Origin of the sequence: Haematospirillum sp. 15-248, from assembly GCF_012102665.1 — a bacterium.
Classification (GTDB): Bacteria; Pseudomonadota; Alphaproteobacteria; order Rhodospirillales; family Rhodospirillaceae; genus Haematospirillum.
Genome location: NZ_JAAVTF010000001.1, coordinates 146436 through 164392 on the forward strand (window position 1 = coordinate 146436; position 17957 = coordinate 164392).

The following is a 17957-nucleotide window of genomic DNA, read 5'->3' on the forward strand; positions in this document are numbered from 1 at the left end:
CCTTGGCAGATTACGGCCAACAGAAGACCCTCCTGCTTTTTCTGGCAGGGGGGTTCTTTATATCCTGATTCCGCTGGGTCAGAATATCAGGAGGGTACCTGTTCTGCCTCACGTCGCGCAGCATAGATGGCTTTTGCCCGGCTGCTGACGGCATAGGCTTTTAGAATAGCTGTAATGTGTACTTTTACAGTCGATTCGGCAACACAGAGAATTTCTGAAATCTCGCGATTGGAGTATCCCTCGATAACCAGCTCCAAGACCTCTGCTTGCCTTGGGGTCAGGGTTGTTGCCCTGCCTTGTTCCACGAGAGGTGTACTTGAGGAAAAATTGCCGTGATCCGGCTTGCTGTAACCGGCAAAGGGCCTTTGTCCATGTTCGGTAGAGGAGGAGGGCGTTGTCCGGTATGCTGACAGCACCAAGGGAGGAATATAAGTACCACCTGAAAGTATCAAGGTGAGGGCAGCTCTCATAACATCTTCTGGAAGGGATTTTGGCAGATATCCGACGGCACCAACGCGCAAGGACCCAAGCGCGGTTTCAGGGCGTTCATCCGCAGAAACAACGGCCACCGGGCTTGGCGCAGCATGGTTTATTGCTTGCTCCAGACTCCCGATGCCTGATGTGCCTGGCATTGTCAGGTCCATCAAAATCAGGTCAATATCAGGGTGAGCACCGAGATGTCCGAGCAGCTCTGTCATGTCGGCAGCCTGAAGAACAGAAGCGGTACAATCAACTTTTTCCAAGGTTATGCTGAGTGCCTTGCGAACCAAGGGGTGATCATCTGCGACAAGAAATTTCATTCAGTGCTGCTTTTCCTCTGACAGAAAATACGGGATGTGGCTCAGGCCTTGATCCTGCTGTATGTAGCGGTCGAAAATATTCATCAAGCAATGCCTCTACGTTTCATTATCTGTACACAGGCGTGTTATTGCTTGCTGCTTGGCATGGCATTGATTCCCGCCGTCAAGCCATCAAGAGAGAGTTTTGCGCTGACTGTTTGCTGGTTGGGCAGCGTATAGGTCAGTATCATCTTTTTCCCGGCTTTCATTTTCTCGACTGCATCAGTGGTCAGCAGAACGTCTGTCATACAGCCATCGGGGATACAGCGTGTATAGGGCAGATCGGCAGGATTCTTGTCATCAATAGTTACGCGCAGGGGAATAAGAAGGATAATCCCAAGTGGAGCAACAATCCGCATGGATAGATCAGGTGTGTTGCCCTGTGCTGTGATTTCTGCCACGAGGATGACCTTTTTGTCTTCATCCAGGGCTTTCTGGTGCAGGATGCATTGCTTTCCATCTTCCCGTGTCAGGCAATGCTGGGTCCAGGAACCGTACGCTTTCTCGGAAATTGGGTTCTTCGCATGTGCGTCTCCGGCGGAGGCTGGTGTCGCAAGATGGACCAAGGCACATGCAAGAATGCCCGTTCTAGTCAATTTTCTGTTCACGGCACGTTGCTTTCAAAAGAGCCCGTATACAAGGAACGGCATAGCAGGAGAGTGGGGGGTCTGGCAAGAAAAGTAGGTTTTATACGGCTGTGCTTGACGTCTTGTGGGTCGACAGGCATTCTCCGTGGCGAGGATTCCAAAGGTATAAGTGGTATAAAAGTTATTGTTGCAGGGTATAATTAATCTTGTTTTTGCAAAGGCATGAAGTGTGGTGCCAGAAGTACGAAGGTGGACGGTGGGCAGTGTTTCTTCGTCAGCCCGGACGGAGCAGATCGTGCAATGTGCTGAGATAGAGTGTCCGGATGCTTCCTTGGACTTTGTTGACCTGTTCTCCGAGCCTGTTTTCGTGTGCAAGCAGGGCACTGTTGTGCGTTATAACCAAGCGGCCTTGAGTCTTTTCGGTGGGAGTTTGTGTCTTGGGGGGTCTGTCGCCGATCTTCTGGGGATGGCTGTGGGTGATCCAGCCTGTGCTGGACTGTCTTCCCTTGTATCCCGGGGGCCCATCAATGTCGATGTTCATGGAGAGGAAGGAAAGCTGAGTGCGGAGCTTCAGGTTTATCCTCTTCCTGCCGGCTTTTCTGATGAGGACGTTCCTTTCCTTCTGATTTCCTTGCGGGTCAGTTCGCGCTTCAGGGTTGATGAGGCATCTTCTTGCCGTCCTTCCCGGCTTGCTGCTATTCTTGACGCCGTTGTTGACGGGATTCTGGTTGTTGATCCAAAAGGGATAGTTGTTTCCGCAAATCGTGCTGCATTGCTGTTGTTCAATCGACATTCCGATGAAATGCAGGGGCTGGGGATTTGCGCAATGATCCCCCAGTTTGCCGCAGGGCGTTGGGCATCCTGTGTCAACGCATCCTGGCTCGTCGGGCGAAGCCAGGAGATGTCGGGTCGTCACCGCGACGGCACGTTGTTTCCTTTGGAGGTTACGGTAACCCACCTTGATGAAGGGGAGGGGCCGATGTTCGCGGTTGTCCTGCGGGACATCACGGACCGTTGCCGCTCGGAGCAGGCGGAACTGCGTTATATGGAAGCCCTTGAGCGTCAGATCGAGATGCGTACGGGGGAGCTGCATAAGCTTCACCGGCGCACCGAAGGAATTTTGAACTCTGCCAGTGATGCCATCATGGGTATTGATATCAATGGACGTATAACCTTTGCCAATCCGGTTGCGGGCGCCCTGCTGGGATATCCGCCGCTGTCTCTTCCGGGGAAGCTGGCAGATGATGTTTTTATCCATGGTGACGGGGTCCGTTCCGGGCGTAGTGTATTGGTTCGCGCGGCTCTGCGGCGAAGGCTGTTTCATGAGCGTATGGAACTTACCCTGTGCAGACGGGATGGTTCTTCCTTTGTTGCCGAATATTCATCGCGTCCTCTTGAAGACGATACGGGTATGATCGGTGCAGTGGTTGTCCTGCGTGATATCACAGGGCGCAAGGTTGCCGAAGAGCGTCTGGGTGTTGCCGCCAAGGTTCTGGAAACAACGGCTGAGGCCATATTTGTGTGTGATTTGCAGGGGCGCATCCTTGTTGCAAATCCGGCAGCAGTGTCCCTGTCTGGTGTGTCGGACCATATACCTGTTGGTCTGTCGGTAACCGATATCGTGTTCGGTGGTGACAGTCGTGGTTGGCCGTCGCTTCTGGACGGTATGCAGGCTCAGGAGGGGCACTGTCGTCGCGAAATGTGGTCTGTTCGCTGTAGCGGGGAGCGTTTTGCCCTGCGTCTGACTGCTTCAGCGTTACGCTTGACCGATGGGCAGCTGCATCGTGTGGTCTTGGTTGCCAACGATATTACCCAGCGCAAGCAGGATGAAGAGAAGGTTCAGTATCAAGCCAATTACGATGTTCTTACGGCCTTGCCCAACCGGAATCTGTTCAATGATCGCTTGGAGCATATGCTGCGTGTGATCAGCCGTACAGAAGGGTCTATTGCCCTCATGTTTCTTGATCTGGACGGTTTCAAGTGCGTCAACGATGATTTCGGGCATGAGGTTGGCGATATTCTCCTTCAGGAAGTTGCCCGTCGCCTTGTCTCGTGCGTCAGGGACAGTGACACCGTGGCTCGCTTTGGCGGGGATGAATTTACAATTATTCTGGGGGTTGTAGATGGATGCGAGGGCGCGGCCCACGTTGCCCGTCGCATTTTACAGGTTCTCGCGGCTCCCTACAGTTTGTTGTGCGGGCAACAAAGCATCCGGATACAGGATATCTCGGCTTCGATAGGCATTGTTATTCTGTCTGGCTGTGTGAGTGAGGATTCCTGTCATTTGCTCAGGAAGGCGGATGCAGCCATGTATCATGCAAAACAGTCTGGCAAGAATGGCTTTGCATTCTGGGATGAGGTGACAGGGGAGACAACCTGTGCCCATACGGTTGGCTGTAGGGGCGCGTAGTACGCGGGTTCCCAAGCGTTGGGAAAGGCAGTTTTACTCGTATAGAAAACGATATCTGTCTGTTTGCCAGACGTGGTATGGAGTGTCTGTTTTTGCTGCGCGGTGATTGTACCAGTGCCGTGTGGTCAATATGGAGGGACGTGCTACAGGTCTTTTTGCCGGGGAATGCCTTGTTTATACGTGGGTTTTAAGGTCACATCCCTGCTCCTTTGGTTCAGGTAGACTTTCATTCTGGTCGGCAGGTTATCTTCGTTGCGTCTTTCCGGTAAGCCTTGGTGAATTTTGACCGGAGTCCGAGAGTCATGAGTACCCCTGACCATGCTGAGATGGCCAATGCAATCCGTTTTCTGGCTGCAGATGCGGTTCAGAAGGCTAATTCCGGGCACCCGGGCATGCCAATGGGAATGGCAGATGTCGCAACTGTTCTTTTTACCCGATTCCTGAAATTTGACAGCTCTGCCCCCTGTTGGGCTGACCGGGATCGTTTTGTCCTTTCGGCAGGTCATGGCTCGATGCTGCTGTACAGTCTTGGCTATTTGCTGGGCTATGAAGACGTAACCCTGGATCAGGTAAAGGCGTTCCGTCAGTTTGGTGCGATCACGGCAGGGCACCCGGAATACGGCCATGTGTCTCTGGCAGAAACAACGACCGGCCCCTTGGGGCAGGGGATTGCCAATGCCGTGGGTTTCGCCTTGGCTGAAAAAATGATGGCTGCACGCCATGGCCGGGATGTGGTTGATCACTGGACCTATGTGATTGCGGGCGATGGATGCCTTATGGAAGGCTTGTCGCAGGAAGCCATAACCATGGCCGGGCATTGGAAGCTCAACCGGCTGGTTGTACTGTGGGATGATAATGCCATCAGCATTGACGGGCAGGTGTCCTTGGCAACCTCAGAAGATCAGCACGCCCGTTTTCGTGCAGCAGGTTGGAATACGGTCGCTGTTGATGGTCATCATCCGGAAGCGGTTGCCGCTGCGATTGAGGGAGCCAAGAAATCCGATCGTCCGACCCTGATTGCCTGCAAGACAGTGATAGGATTTGGTGCTCCGACTTTGGCAGGTTCAGAAAAAACCCATGGAGCCCCCTTGGGTGATGTCGAGCTTGCGGGTGCCCGTGCCAAACTTGGCTGGAATTGTGATGCTTTCGATATTCCTGCCCCTGTCTTGTCAGCTTGGCGCAAAGCTGGTCAGCGTGGCAGGGCAGAGCGTCAGGCTTGGGATAATCGTGTTTCTTGCTTGCCCGGTGAACGTCGGGACACGTTTCTTGCAGCTCTGTCAGGGGCATTGCCAGAGGGCTGGGAGCAGGGCCTGATCGATCTGAAAGCCAAGGCAGTTACAGAAAAAACAAAGGTTGCAACCCGAAAAGCCAGCCAGATGGCACTGGATGCAATCGCCCCGTTTTTGCCCTCCTTGGTCGGGGGATCTGCCGATCTGACGCATTCTAATCTTACCCTGGCCAAGGGGATGATGTCGGTTCTCCCCGATGACGCCTCTGGCAACTATATTCACTATGGTGTCCGGGAACATGGCATGGCAGCGGTTATGAATGGCCTTGCCCTGCATGGTGGCTTCATTCCCTATGGCGGTACCTTCCTGGTTTTTGCGGATTATGCGCGTCCTGCGATCCGCATGGCAGCCCTTATGGGAATCCGGGTTGTCTATGTCATGACGCATGATTCCATCGGGCTGGGTGAAGATGGGCCGACCCATCAACCGGTGGAGCATCTGGTGTCCTTGCGTGCAATGCCCAATCTTTTGGTGTTCCGCCCTGCCGACATTGTTGAGACAGCGGAGTGTTGGCAGCTGGCCTTGGAAACCACAACCGGGCCAAGCCTTCTGGCATTGTCGCGTCAGAACCTTCCGTGTTTGCGTGACCGGGTCGATGAGAATCAGTCAGCGCGTGGCGCCTATGTTCTTGCCGAGGCAGCTGATGGGGTCCGTGACGTCACCCTGCTGGCTACCGGCTCGGAAGTTGAGATTGCCATGACGGCACGGGAAAGTCTGGCTGGTCGTGGAGTTCGGGCTGCCGTTGTATCAATGCCCTGCCAAGAATTGTTTGATGCCCAGACGGCAGAGTATCGTCGCTCTGTGCTGGGTGACGCTCCGCGCGTTGCTGTTGAAGCGGCAGCGACCTTGGGGTGGGAGCGTTATGTCGGGCTGGATGGCGCGATTGTCGGCATGAAGTCCTTTGGGGCGTCGGCACCGGCTGCGGATCTGTACCGTCACTTCGGTATTACAGCCGAGGCTGTTGCAGCAGAAGCCCTGCGTGTGATGGCCTGATCGTATTGGTGAATCGCGCTTTGTCGGTGCGGGTCACATAAACTGTTTATTAGAGGAGAGAGCTGAATGGCTTCCGTTACACTCCGCCAGCTTCTGGACCATGCAGCCGAATATTCTTATGGAATGCCAGCCTTCAATGTGAATAACCTTGAACAGGTTCTGGCCATCATGAAGGCTGCTGACAAAACCGATTCACCCGTTATTTTACAGGCCAGTCGCGGTGCCCGCAAATATGCGGGCGATGTCATGATCAAGCACATGATCCTGGCCGTGACCGAGATGTACCCCCACATACCGGTCTGTATGCATCAGGATCACGGTAACAGCCCTGCAACGTGTATGTCAGCGGTGATGAGTGGTTTTACATCGGTCATGATGGATGGATCGTTGGAAAGCGACGGCAAGACGCCCGCAAGCTATGACTATAATGTGCGTGTTACCAGGACCGTTGCAGAGATGGCGCATATGGTCGGTGTTTCTGTCGAGGGTGAGCTGGGCTGTCTGGGGTCACTGGAAACGGGAAAGGGGGACAAGGAAGACGGGCATGGGTTCGAAGGCACGCTTGATCATTCCCAGCTTCTGACAGATCCTGATCAAGCTGCTGATTTTGTTTCAAAAACAGGCGTTGATGCATTGGCTGTAGCTATTGGCACCAGTCATGGGGCTTATAAGTTCAGTCGTAAACCTACGGGCGATATCTTGGCCATGAACGTCATCAAGGCGATCCATGCCAAGCTTCCCCGGACTCATCTGGTTATGCACGGTGCTTCTTCTGTTCCGCAGGACTTGCAGGATATTATCAACGCGTATGGCGGTGATATGCCGCAGACCTTTGGTGTTCCTCTGGAAGAAATTGAGCAGGGGATCAAGTATGGTGTCCGCAAGATCAACATTGATACCGACAATCGTATGGCGATTACCGGGGCTATTCGCAAGGTGTTTGCGGAAAACCGGTCAGAGTTTGATCCACGCAGTTACATGAAACCAGCCATGGACGCCATGGAGAAGGTGTGTGTCAATCGCTTTGAACGTTTCGGGGCTGCCGGGCATGCGTCGCGAATCAAGGTCATTCCGTTGGCTGACATGGCCAAGCGCTATGCAGAAGCGGGTGCTTTGACCGAGGTTGCCTGATAGTCGGTGGTTATAAGAAGCGGTTTTAGATGTGTGAAAGGGTTGGCCTCCATGGCTGTCAAGATTGCCACCAGTATCCTGTCTGCTGACTTTGCCTGCCTTGGCGAGGAGGTGCGTGCCATTGATGCGGCGGGGGCGGATTATATCCATATTGATGTCATGGATGGCCACTTTGTTCCCAACATCACGATTGGTCCTGCTGTGGTAAAGGCTCTACGGCCGCATACCACCAAGACTTTTGATGTGCATCTTATGATTGATCCGGTTGATCCGTACATAGAGGCTTTTGCAGCTGCCGGGGCCGATATTATCACCGTGCATGCCGAGGTTGGTGGGCATCTGGACAGGACTTTGCAGCTGATCCGTTCCCTCGGCAAGAAAGTGGGAATCTCACTCAATCCGGCAACACCGGAGTCCGCTCTGGATTATATTCTTGATCGTTTGGATCTGATTCTGGTGATGTCCGTTAATCCTGGTTTTGGGGGCCAAGCATTTATTCCTTCACAGCTGGAGAAAATCCGCCGTATTCGCGCAAAGATCGGATCCCGCCCGATTGAGCTGGAAGTTGACGGGGGTATAACGTCGGCTGTGGCGCTGGAATGTGTCGAGGCCGGGGCTGATGTTCTGGTCGCCGGGAACGCCGTCTTTTCGGGTGGTTCCGGTCAGTACGCGGCCAATATCCGGGCCTTGAGGGCATAGATCCTGTATCATGACAGAAGGGTAGAGATAGAATCCCACCCTTCTGTCCATTGTGGGCTAGGCTGCGGCAGCCTTTGCTTTTATGCCCAAGTGTTCCCAGACTTCGACAAGGGCGCGGCACAGGTGATCGATGTGCTCATCCGTGTGTCGGGGTGTTGGTGTGAAGCGCAGCCTTTCCGTACCTTTGGGGACAGTTGGATAGTTGATGGGCTGCACGTAGATCCCGTGTTTCTCCAGAAGCTCGTCACTTGCCTGTTTACAGAGGGCGGGATCACCAACCATGACAGGCACGATGTGACTTTCCGAAGCCATAACCGGTATGTCCAATGACTGCAGGCGTTGCTTGAGTGTTCTGGCTCGCTCCTGATGGCATTCGCGGATGGTATTGTGTGTCCGCAGCCAGCGAATGCTGGCCAAGGCTCCTGCTGCAACAGCCGGGGGCAACGATGTTGTAAAAATGAAGCCGGCCCCAAAACTACGAACGAAGTCAACAATGTGTGACTTGGCCGTAATATACCCCCCTATGGTTCCTACGGCTTTCCCCATGGTGGCCTGTATGATATCGACCCTGTCACGAACGCCGTCGCGCTCTGCAACGCCTGATCCTTGTTCCCCGTACATTCCGACGGCATGGACTTCGTCCAGGAATGTCATGGCGTTATGATGCTCGGCCACATCTATGATTTTCTCGAGTGGGGCAATGTCGCCGTCCATGGAATACACGGACTCGAAAATAACTAGTTTGGGTGTGGTGCGGTCGTGCTGGGACAGCTGGCGATGCAGATCATCGTAATCGTTATGCTTCCAGATATGCTTCGGTGCGCGGGAATGCCGTATTCCCTCGATCATTGAATTGTGATTGTCCGAATCGGAGAACAGAACCATGCCCGGAATTTGTGACCCCAAGGTCATCAGGGTGGTCATGTTGGCAATATAGCCAGATGTGAACAGCAGGGCGGCTTCCTTGTTGTGCCAGTCGGCCAGCTCTTGTTCCAGAAGCACGTGGTAGTGGTTTGTACCGGATATGTTGCGTGTGCCCCCGGCGCCACCCCCGCAGCGGTCGATGGCATCCTTCATGGCCTCGCGCACCATTGGGCTGACTCCCATGGCCAGATAGTCATTGCTGCACCAGATGGTAATGTCCTGCACGGTTCCGTTACGGTGGCTCCGGGCTTTGGGGAAGGCGTCGACATAACGCTCCAGGTCGGCAAAAATTCGATAATTGCCGGATGAACGCAAACCATCCAGGCGGGACCTGAAGTAATCGTCGTAATTCATTCTCAATAATCCTCCGCCCGGACGAAGCGGGCCAGCTTTCGGGCAAACCAAGCCTGTTTATCACGCCTGTATCGCTTTGGGGCAAGGCAGAACAACAGCTTTGCCTACGAATACCATGATATCATCGTATTGTTGTGACGATGAATTTCCAAAATTCTGTGATTGTTGGTGTCACTGACCAGCAACCTGGACTCCCCATCACACCAGATTCCGGCTGGTTCTTCCAAGGGTTGGCACAGCATATCACGACATTCCAGTTTGCCGTGCTCAAACGTTGTCACGACCAGATTGGTTGTATCGATCATACGAATACAGTTGTTGTAGCTGTCGGCAACGTACATGCTCTTCCCATGGCCGCAGAGGCCCAATGGGTGTTGCAGGAGAGCCTGCTTGCCAGGCCCATCTTGTAAGCCAAAGTCAAACAATCCGTGCCCCGCAAGGGTTTCGACTGTATTCCGCGTAACAGAAAGACGCCGTATGGATGATGTTTCGCTGTCGGCGAAGTACAGCGCCTGTTCCTCTTCCCTCCAATGTAATCCGCTGGGTTGGGCCAGAAGTGCGTGCCTTGCGGCTCCATCCAGTAGATCCTCACCCCCGCTTCCTGCCATCTGACGGATCATCATGCGGTCAAGATCCAAGGCGAGGATTTGATGCGTGCCCGCGTTGGCAATCCACAGGGTCTGTTTGTGGATCTCCAGATCCCAGGGAGACGCCAGCGCGGTATGTGGTGCTTCGTGGGTGCCAAAGATCGGTGTGCCGCGTTGCCCATTGCCGCCCAGGGTTGAAGCATGCCCGCTTTTGAGATTGATACGGCGAACAGAGTGATTTCCTGTATCTGCAACAAAGATATCAGTTTTTGTGCAGACAAGACCCTGAGGGCTGTTGAAGCGGCATTCTTCCCTGTCTCCGTCCCGGTATCCCGGCTTGCCATTTCCGACCTGGAACAGCAGTGTTCCAGAATCATCCAGAACACTGATGCGGTGATGACCGGAATCAGCAACGGCCCATGCCGGGGTGCCAACGGCACGCGTACTGTTCGGGATTGGTTTGATCTTGCCGGGAAAGCGCAGATTTCCGCTGTGCTCCAATGGCGTCGAGAGGTGTCGTTTTGCTTCTGTCCCTTTATGGCCTTGTTGGTGTATCTCCGCAACAATGTCCCGTATGGCACTTTCCAGGCGTTCAGGGTCAGGTTCTCCCTCCAGACGTCCGATGATCTTTCCGTCAGGGCCAATGAATATCAGTGTTGGCCATGCCCTGACGGCATACTGATTCCACAGGATATGGTGGGGATCATGAAGCACAGGATGTGTCAGATCGTAACGCTGTACGGCACTGCGTACAGCGTTCGCATTTTCCTCGGCCATAAATTTGGGAGAGTGGACGCCAATGACAACAACATCATCGGGAAATGCATTTTCAATCTGTTTAAGCGTTGGCATGACCTGAATGCAATTGATGCAACAAAAGGTCCAGAAATCCAGAATAACCAGACGCCCCTTGAGATCTGACAGCAGCAGAGGTGACGGAGTATTGATCCAGACAAGGTCTTTGCCTTTCAGCTCAGGTGCATGGACGGGGCCGTACATGATTCCGGATACCTCGCGATATATGGGAAATGATAGCAGACAAGGCAGGTGATTTCGGTCTGTGTTGTACGAACGGGGGTTGAGGAATGCGTACATCCGGGTATGATGCCAGAGACAGTTTTGTGTACCTGATATAATCCGGGACTATGCAGGAGATTGTGCGTGTCATTCAAAGATATTCTCGTGATTGCAGATACGACACCCGGGTTTGCGCTGCGTCTGGATGTTGCCCTGAAGCTTGCTGTGCGTTTTGATGCCCATGTCACGGTGCTTTTTGTGCGTCAGTCCCCCTCTTTCCCGCCTTTTATTGAAGGGCAGGTTGCTGCTGATTTTCTGGAAGCCGTAGAAGCTTGTTCTATCGCCGCCCAAGGGGAGGCAAAAGCTGTTTTCGATGACAGGGCGTCCCGTTATGCCAAGGCATATTGGAAACAGCTTGAAGGTGATTTGGTCGACGAGGCTGTTCATCATGCCATGCATGCTGACTTGACTGTTGTTGGGCAATATAACCCCGATGATCCGGCAACAGACGCACAACGGAACCTTTCTGATCTTCTGCTTCTGGATTCCGGCGCACCTGTTCTGGTTCTGCCGGGATCGGTGCAGGTTGATACGCTTGGTGACCGGATTGTTGTAGGCTGGAACTCAAGCCGGGAGTCCTGTCGTGCTGTTCATGACGCGATGCCTCTGCTGAAGGCTGCGCAGCGTGTCGAAGTTATTGCGGTGGACGATACACGTCATGATGAGAAAATCCGCCAGGATGATGCACAGCTTACCATCATGCCCAATCTTTCCCATCATGGTGTGAAAGCCGACGGAAAAGTAGTTGGAGATGTATGCTATGACATCGGGCAGACCTTGCTGCAGTGTGCTCAGGCCGCCAATGCAGATTTGATCGTGACCGGAGCCTGGGGGCGTTCGCGTCTGCGCGAAATGGTTCTGGGTGGCGTGACCAGCCATTTGTTGCGTCATGCCGGAATTCCTATCCTGATGTCCCACTAGGATTGTGGTCCCGGATTCGGACAGGTTATTGATCCAAGGGATGATTCGTGGGCTTTGAATAGCGCCATGGTTGTTGTCGGGTGCCTTATAAAAAGGGCATCCGGCGGTTTTGGGTTCCGGAAGGCAGGGTCTTTCTTGACCCTGCTGTGCTCTCGCGTATTGTCCGCACCCGGGCTGGAAACACCCTGTTCCGGGTGTTTTCGTGTTGTCAGGAGAGAGTATGGACAGCGCCAAGGCCATAACATCGTATCGGAAGCACTGGGCCAGTCGGTTTGGGACAGCGCCGTTTCTTCCCACAAGTCGTACCGAAATGGATGCGCTGGGTTGGGACAGTTGCGATATCATCCTTGTGACCGGGGATGCTTATGTCGATCACCCCAGTTTCGGCATGGCGGTTATTGGGCGCACGTGGGAAGATCAAGGCTTTCGTGTTGGTATCATTGCCCAGCCGGACTGGACAAACCCGGATGCTTTCCGGGCTCTGGGTCGTCCCAACCTGTTTTTTGGGGTGACGGCCGGCAATATGGATTCGATGGTCAATCACTATACCTCGGACCGCCGCATCCGCCACAATGACAGTTATACGCCCAACGATGAAGGTGGGAAGCGTCCTGACCGGGCTGTGATCGTCTATTCACAGCGTTGCCGCGAAGCATGGCGGGACGTGCCGATCGTTATTGGCGGTATAGAAGCTTCGCTTCGCCGGATTGCTCATTATGACTATTGGTCAGACAAGGTGCGCCGGTCCGTTCTGATGGACAGCAAGGCTGACATCTTGTGCTATGGCAATGCCGAACGTGCCATTGTAGAGATTGCCCATCGTGCTGCCCGGGGTCAGCATCCGCGCACCATGACGGATATAAGGGGCGTTGCCGTCGTGCGTGACTCCGTTCCCGAGGGCTGGGTTGTGCTGGATGCCAGTACGATTGATTGCGCCAGCCGCCATGTGGGAGAGGGTGCGGAAGTGGCTGGTGGCGAGAGTGCTTTGCGTCGGGTGAATACGGCTGATCATCCTGCGGAGAGAACGGTTGTACGTCTTCCTTCGTTCGAATCCGTGGCAGATGACAAGGTGCTGTATGGTCACGCTTCGCGTATCCTGCATCTTGAAAGCAATCCCGGTAACGCCCGGGCTCTGGTCCAGCGTCACGGGGACAAGGAGGTTTGGCTGACACCTCCGCCTATCCCCTTGACGACGGCGGAAATGGATCATGTGTTTGGCTTGCCTTATGCCCGTGCCCCTCATCCGTCGTACGGTGATGCACGGATACCTGCTTGGGAGATGATCCGGTTTTCGGTCAATATTATGCGGGGATGTTTTGGTGGGTGTTCTTTTTGCTCCATTACGGAACACGAAGGCCGCATTATCCAAAGTCGGTCCGAGGCATCGGTCCTGAAAGAGATTGAATTAATCCGCGACAAGACCAAGGGTTTTACCGGTGTTATCTCCGATCTGGGTGGTCCTACGGCAAATATGTATCGTCTGGCCTGCAAGGATCAGGCTATCCAGGATGTGTGCCGTCGGCCATCCTGTGTGTATCCATCCATTTGCAGCAACCTGAACACAGATCACAGCAGTCTTGTCCAGCTATACCGCAAGGCCAGGGATATTGACGGGATCAAGAAAATCCTGATTGCGTCCGGTTTACGCTATGACCTTGCAGTCCGAAGTCCGGAATATGTGCGGGAACTTACTACGCATCATGTGGGCGGTTATCTGAAGATTGCGCCCGAGCATACCGAAGAAGGTCCCCTGTCCAAGATGATGAAGCCGGGGATCGGGACCTACGAAGCGTTTCGTACCCTGTTCGAGAAATACTCCCGCGAGACCGGGAAAGAGCAGTACCTTATCCCCTATTTTATTGCGGCTCATCCCGGCACAACGGATGAGGACATGATGAATCTGGCACTCTGGTTGAAACGCAATGGATTCAGGGCCGATCAGGTTCAGGCTTTTCTACCATCCCCCATGTCGCTGGCTGCGGCCATGTATCGCAGCGAGCGCAATCCGCTCAAGCCTGTGAAACGCGATGAGGGAGACATTGTGTATACGCCCCGGGGCTTGAGGCAGCGTCGTTTGCACAAGGCATTCCTGCGTTACCATGACCCGGAAAATTGGCCCATGCTGCGCGAGGCGTTACAGCGCATGGAGCGCGCAGATCTTATTGGAAATGGCAAGAAGCATCTTGTGCCGTCCTGGCAGCCTGCAGGGACCGGAAGACAGGGGGGGGAGGGAAAGCGTACCGGGCGCAAACACGGTACGCAGTCATTCTTTACCACGCACGCCGGGCAGGGGCGTCGTCCTGCGAACGCTTCCAAGACAGGAAGGGTGAGGGCACGCCACGTGCCCTCACCCTGAGTACCGAAGCCCGGGAAAGGAAAGGGGCTTGTGTGCAGGTCCCTTTCTTTTTACGAGCAGCCGCTGGTCGAGCCGCATGTTTCGCATTTCATGCAAGTACCATTGCGGACCAGTGTGAAGTTGCCGCACTCCGTGCAGCTGTCACCTTCGTATCCTTTCAGGCGTGCTTCCCGGATACGATTGCTGCGATCAGCTGAAGGAGTGCTGGGAAGCGTACTGCCATAGCTGTTCCCGCCGCCCTGTGCTGTTTTCAGAACATACAGGTTGGACAGGTCAGCCGTGCGAACGTACCCCTTGGAAACAGTGCGTTCGACCAGGTTTTCACCCCATTGGTCCAAGTCACCTTCTTCATGGCCGTCGCCAATGGCATCGGGAACCAGGTCCGCAGGTTCAACATGGGCCAGATCGGTGCGACCCAAGTAGCTAACTGCAACCTCCCGGAAGATATAGTCAAGAATGGAAGTGGCCATTTTGATGGCGTCATTTCCCTCCACTACGCCGGACGGTTCGAAGCGGACAAAGGTAAATGCCTCGACGAACTCTTCCAGCGGCACGCCATATTGCAGGCCGATTGAAATGGCGATGGCAAAGTTATTCATCAAGGACCTGAAAGCCGCTCCTTCCTTGTGCATGTCAATGAACAGCTCGCCGAGCGTCCCATCCTCATACTCTCCTGTTCGCAGGTACACCTTGTGGCCGCCAACGACGGCTTTCTGGGTATATCCCTTGCGCCGGTCGGGAAGGCGACGGCGCACAGCTGTCCTGATCAGACGCTCCGTGACCTTTTCGGCCACAAGGGCAGCCCGCTGCGGAGAGGGCGCCTTGACAACTGTTTCAACAAGATCAATGGCATTTTCGGTATCGTCGTCGGGATGGGTATCCAGTACAGCCTGCAAGGGCTGCGACAATTTGGATCCATCACGATAGAGTGCGTTGGCTTTGAGTCCCAGTGACCACGATAGTTCATAGACACGTCGGCATTCTGCCACGGTGGCATGGTTTGGCATGTTGACGGTCTTTGAAATGGCACCAGAAATGAATGGCTGGGCCGCAGCCATCATCTGGATATGACTTTCAGCGGATAGAAACCGGGTCCCGGTGCGGCCACATGGGTTTGCGCAGTCAAAGACCGGCAGGTGTTCCGGTTTTAGATGAGGTGCTCCCTCTATGGTCATGGAGCCACATACCCACGTGTTGGCACGTTCAATCTGTTCCTGGTTGAAGCCAAGAGCCTTCAGCATGTCAAATCCCGGGTCATCGGTTATGGTGTTGCTGAAACCGAGAACGGTGCGGCAGAAATCATCTCCCAGCGTCCACTTGTTGAAGACAAAACGGATATCAAATGCAGATTTGAGGGCTTGTTCCAGCTTGTCCAGAACCTCGGGTGTGAAACCAAGACGGGAGAGGGCTTCATGGTTGATATCCGGGGCCTTTTCCAAGGATCCATGACCAAGGGCATGGGATACAATGGCATCAATCTCGGCATAGCGGTATCCGAGAGAATGCAGTGCCAGAGGGACCATACGATTGATGATCCGGAAGTATCCGCCCCCGGCCAGCTTCTTGAACTTCACCAGCGAAAAGTCCGGCTCTATGCCGGTGGTGTCACAGTCCATGACCAGCCCGATTGTCCCGGTGGGTGCGATGACACTGACCTGGGCATTGCGGAATCCGTGTCGTTTTCCCATTGAAAGGGCATGATCCCAGGATTGTCGGGCCATCTCTGTCAACTGGATATCGGTGCAGGCTGCGGCATTGAGGGGGGGTGGCGCAACGCTGAGGTCCTCGTACCCTTCTGTATGTCCATGGGCTGCCCGATGATGATTGCGGATTACACGCATCATATGCGGGGCGTTGTCGGCATATCCAGCGAAAGCCCCCAGTTCACTGGCAATCTCGGCAGAGGTTGCATAGGCAGTTCCGGTCATCAAGGCTGTGATGGCGGCACACGTAGCCCGGCCTTCCTCGCTGTCATAGGGGATGCCATTGGCCATCAGGAAGCCACCCAGGTTGGCATATCCCAGCCCGAGGGTACGGAAGCGGAACGACTGCTCGGCGATACGTGCTGACGGGAACTGTGCCATCATGACCGATATTTCAAGCACCAGCGTCCACAGGCGGCAGGCATGGGCAAAGGTGGCGCTGTTGAAGGTGCCATCTTTTTCCCGGAACGCCATCAGGTTCAGGGATGCCAGATTACAGGCTGTATCATCCAGAAACATATATTCGGAGCAGGGGTTTGATGCATTGATCCGGCCGGATACGGGACAGGTATGCCACTCGTTGATGGTGGTATCGAACTGGACCCCGGGATCGGCACAGGACCAGGCAGCTTCGGCAATGCGGTCCCACAGGTCTCGGGCCGGAACAGTTTTTGCTATTGTACCATCTGTGCGCTGTCGCAGGGTCCAGTCCTTGTTCTCGCGAACAGCTTCCAGGAACACATTACTGATCCTGACGGTGTTGTTGGAATTCTGGCCGGAAACCGTGGCATAGGCTTCGGAGTCCCAGTCTGTGCTGTATTCCGGGAAGGTGATATCGACAAAGCCTTCGGCTGCCAGCTGAAGGGTGCGGTGGATCAACGCTTCGGGAACATCGGCCTTGCGTGCTTCCCGGATGACCTTCTTCAGAGAGGCATTGCGATCCGGGTCACAGCGGGCTTCGGGCTCCCCCGTTGCATTCCGGCATGCAGCCAGCAGGGCACGTGTGTAGCGACGGATACTGCGCGATCCTGCGACAAGGGCGGCGACCTTCTGCTCCTCCCGCATTTTCCAGTCAATAAAGGACTCAATATCTGGATGGTCGATGTCAACAATAACCATTTTGGCAGCCCGGCGTGTTGTTCCGCCGGATTTGATCGCTCCGGCGGCCCTGTCGCCAATTTTCAGGAAACTCATCAAGCCAGACGACCGCCCCCCACCAGCCAAGGGTTCATTCTCTCCACGCAGGGTCGAGAAATTGCTGCCGGTTCCGGAACCGTATTTGAACAGGCGTGCTTCACGGACCCACAGGTCCATGATACCGCCATCCCCCACCAGATTGTCATTGACCGACTGAATAAAGCAGGCATGAGGTTGGGGGTGTTCGTATGCCGATGTCGAACGTGTCAGCTTTCCGCTTTGGTAATCAACGTAGAAATGCCCTTGTCCCTTGCTGTCGATCCCATAGGCCCAGTGCAGTCCTGTATTGAACCACTGTGGGGAGTTCGGGGCACCAATTTGGCGGGCCAGCATGTGACGTGTCTCGTCATAGAAGGCTGCAGCATCCTGTTCTGTTGAGAAGTAACCGCCTTTCCACCCCCAATAAGCCCATGTACCAGCCATGCGGTCAAAAACCTGCCGGGCATCATGCTCTCCCCCGCTGCGTTCGGCTTCCGGAAGAGAAGCCATGGCATCAACATCGGCAATGCGTCTTTGCAGAAAAGAGGGTACGCCCTTTTCCCGTACTGGTTTTACCGTCTTGGGGACGCCACGCTGCCGAAAGTATTTTTGTGCCAGGATATCGGTTGCAACCTGGCTCCAGGCAGAGGGAACAACGATATCGGCATGTCGGAACACCATCGAGCCGTCCGGGTTGCGAATTTCACTGGATGCTGTGCGGAATTCTATTCCGGTGTAAGCATCTTGGCTTTTGGTTGTGAACAGACGGTTGATCTTCATGGCGCTCTCAGCCTTTTTTCCGCTGGTGACATGCGGTTCTGCATCGCAGGTCTTCCGGAGGGTGTCCGGTGGATGATTTTTCTGTGAGACGCGATGCAAGCACAATATGTAGTGCTTCATTCGCTTCAACA

Annotated in this window: 11 protein-coding genes; 6 read left to right on the top strand and 5 right to left on the bottom strand. The window is 54.4% G+C overall.

The annotated features are described in order from the left end of the window. Window positions 1–86: 86 nt before the first annotated feature. Both HEQ72_RS00660 and HEQ72_RS00665 read right to left on the bottom strand, forming a co-directional pair. Window positions 87–800 (bottom strand): response regulator, encoded by a 714-nt coding sequence (locus HEQ72_RS00660; RefSeq protein WP_168019126.1) that lies wholly within the window; start codon window positions 798–800, stop codon window positions 87–89. 125 nt (window positions 801–925) lie between these two features. Next, complete coding sequence (locus HEQ72_RS00665; protein ID WP_168019125.1) at window positions 926–1447, bottom strand: invasion associated locus B family protein; 522 nt, start codon at window positions 1445–1447, stop codon at window positions 926–928. Window positions 1448–1721: 274 nt separating this feature from the next. Between HEQ72_RS00665 and HEQ72_RS00670 the strand changes: the two genes are divergently transcribed. From HEQ72_RS00670 to rpe, 4 genes are all read left to right on the top strand, one after another. Then, complete coding sequence (locus HEQ72_RS00670) at window positions 1722–3836, top strand: bifunctional diguanylate cyclase/phosphodiesterase (RefSeq protein WP_168022312.1); 2115 nt, start codon at window positions 1722–1724, stop codon at window positions 3834–3836. 302 nt (window positions 3837–4138) lie between these two features. Further along, a complete protein-coding gene (gene tkt, locus HEQ72_RS00675; RefSeq protein WP_168022313.1) occupies window positions 4139–6118 on the top strand; it encodes a transketolase in 1980 nt (659 codons plus the stop codon). 66 nt (window positions 6119–6184) lie between these two features. After that, window positions 6185–7249: a class II fructose-bisphosphate aldolase gene (gene fba, locus HEQ72_RS00680; RefSeq protein WP_168022314.1), complete on the top strand. Its 1065-nt coding sequence runs from the start codon at window positions 6185–6187 to the stop codon at window positions 7247–7249. A 51-nt stretch (window positions 7250–7300) separates the two neighbouring features. Continuing rightward, complete coding sequence (gene rpe, locus HEQ72_RS00685) at window positions 7301–7948, top strand: ribulose-phosphate 3-epimerase (protein WP_168019120.1); 648 nt, start codon at window positions 7301–7303, stop codon at window positions 7946–7948. Window positions 7949–8005: 57 nt separating this feature from the next. On the opposite strand, the gene hemA is transcribed toward rpe, so the two are convergent. Both hemA and HEQ72_RS00695 read right to left on the bottom strand, forming a co-directional pair. Then, window positions 8006–9226, bottom strand: coding sequence for a 5-aminolevulinate synthase (hemA, locus tag HEQ72_RS00690; RefSeq protein ID WP_168022315.1), 1221 nt, complete (start codon window positions 9224–9226; stop codon window positions 8006–8008). A gap of 104 nt (window positions 9227–9330) precedes the next feature. Then, complete coding sequence (locus HEQ72_RS00695) at window positions 9331–10812, bottom strand: thioredoxin-like domain-containing protein (protein WP_168022316.1); 1482 nt, start codon at window positions 10810–10812, stop codon at window positions 9331–9333. Window positions 10813–10974: 162 nt separating this feature from the next. Here HEQ72_RS00695 and HEQ72_RS11670 point away from each other — a divergent pair, with 162 nt between their 5' ends. Together HEQ72_RS11670 and HEQ72_RS00705 are read left to right on the top strand one after the other, a co-directional pair. Further along, a complete protein-coding gene (locus HEQ72_RS11670; RefSeq protein ID WP_168019117.1) occupies window positions 10975–11811 on the top strand; it encodes a universal stress protein in 837 nt (278 codons plus the stop codon). Between the two features lie 220 nt (window positions 11812–12031). Next, a complete protein-coding gene (locus HEQ72_RS00705; protein WP_168022317.1) occupies window positions 12032–14167 on the top strand; it encodes a YgiQ family radical SAM protein in 2136 nt (711 codons plus the stop codon). 50 nt (window positions 14168–14217) lie between these two features. On the opposite strand, the gene HEQ72_RS00710 is transcribed toward HEQ72_RS00705, so the two are convergent. Further along, window positions 14218–17826, bottom strand: a complete 3609-nt coding sequence (locus HEQ72_RS00710) for a vitamin B12-dependent ribonucleotide reductase (protein WP_168022318.1) — start codon at window positions 17824–17826, stop codon at window positions 14218–14220. Window positions 17827–17957: the final 131 nt, after the last annotated feature.

Bases quoted from the DNA above. Each gene is read 5' to 3' on its own strand.
- HEQ72_RS00660 (WP_168019126.1), bottom strand. From the start codon at position 800: ATGAAATTTCTTGTCGCAGATGATCACCCCTTGGTTCGCAAGGCACTC.
- tkt (WP_168022313.1), top strand. From the start codon at position 4,139: ATGAGTACCCCTGACCATGCTGAGATGGCCAATGCAATCCGTTTTCTG.
- fba (WP_168022314.1), top strand. From the start codon at position 6,185: ATGGCTTCCGTTACACTCCGCCAGCTTCTGGACCATGCAGCCGAATAT.
- rpe (WP_168019120.1), top strand. From the start codon at position 7,301: ATGGCTGTCAAGATTGCCACCAGTATCCTGTCTGCTGACTTTGCCTGC.
- hemA (WP_168022315.1), bottom strand. From the start codon at position 9,226: ATGAATTACGACGATTACTTCAGGTCCCGCCTGGATGGTTTGCGTTCA.
- HEQ72_RS00695 (WP_168022316.1), bottom strand. From the start codon at position 10,812: ATGTACGGCCCCGTCCATGCACCTGAGCTGAAAGGCAAAGACCTTGTC.
- HEQ72_RS00705 (WP_168022317.1), top strand. From the start codon at position 12,032: ATGGACAGCGCCAAGGCCATAACATCGTATCGGAAGCACTGGGCCAGT.
- HEQ72_RS00710 (WP_168022318.1), bottom strand. From the start codon at position 17,826: ATGAAGATCAACCGTCTGTTCACAACCAAAAGCCAAGATGCTTACACC.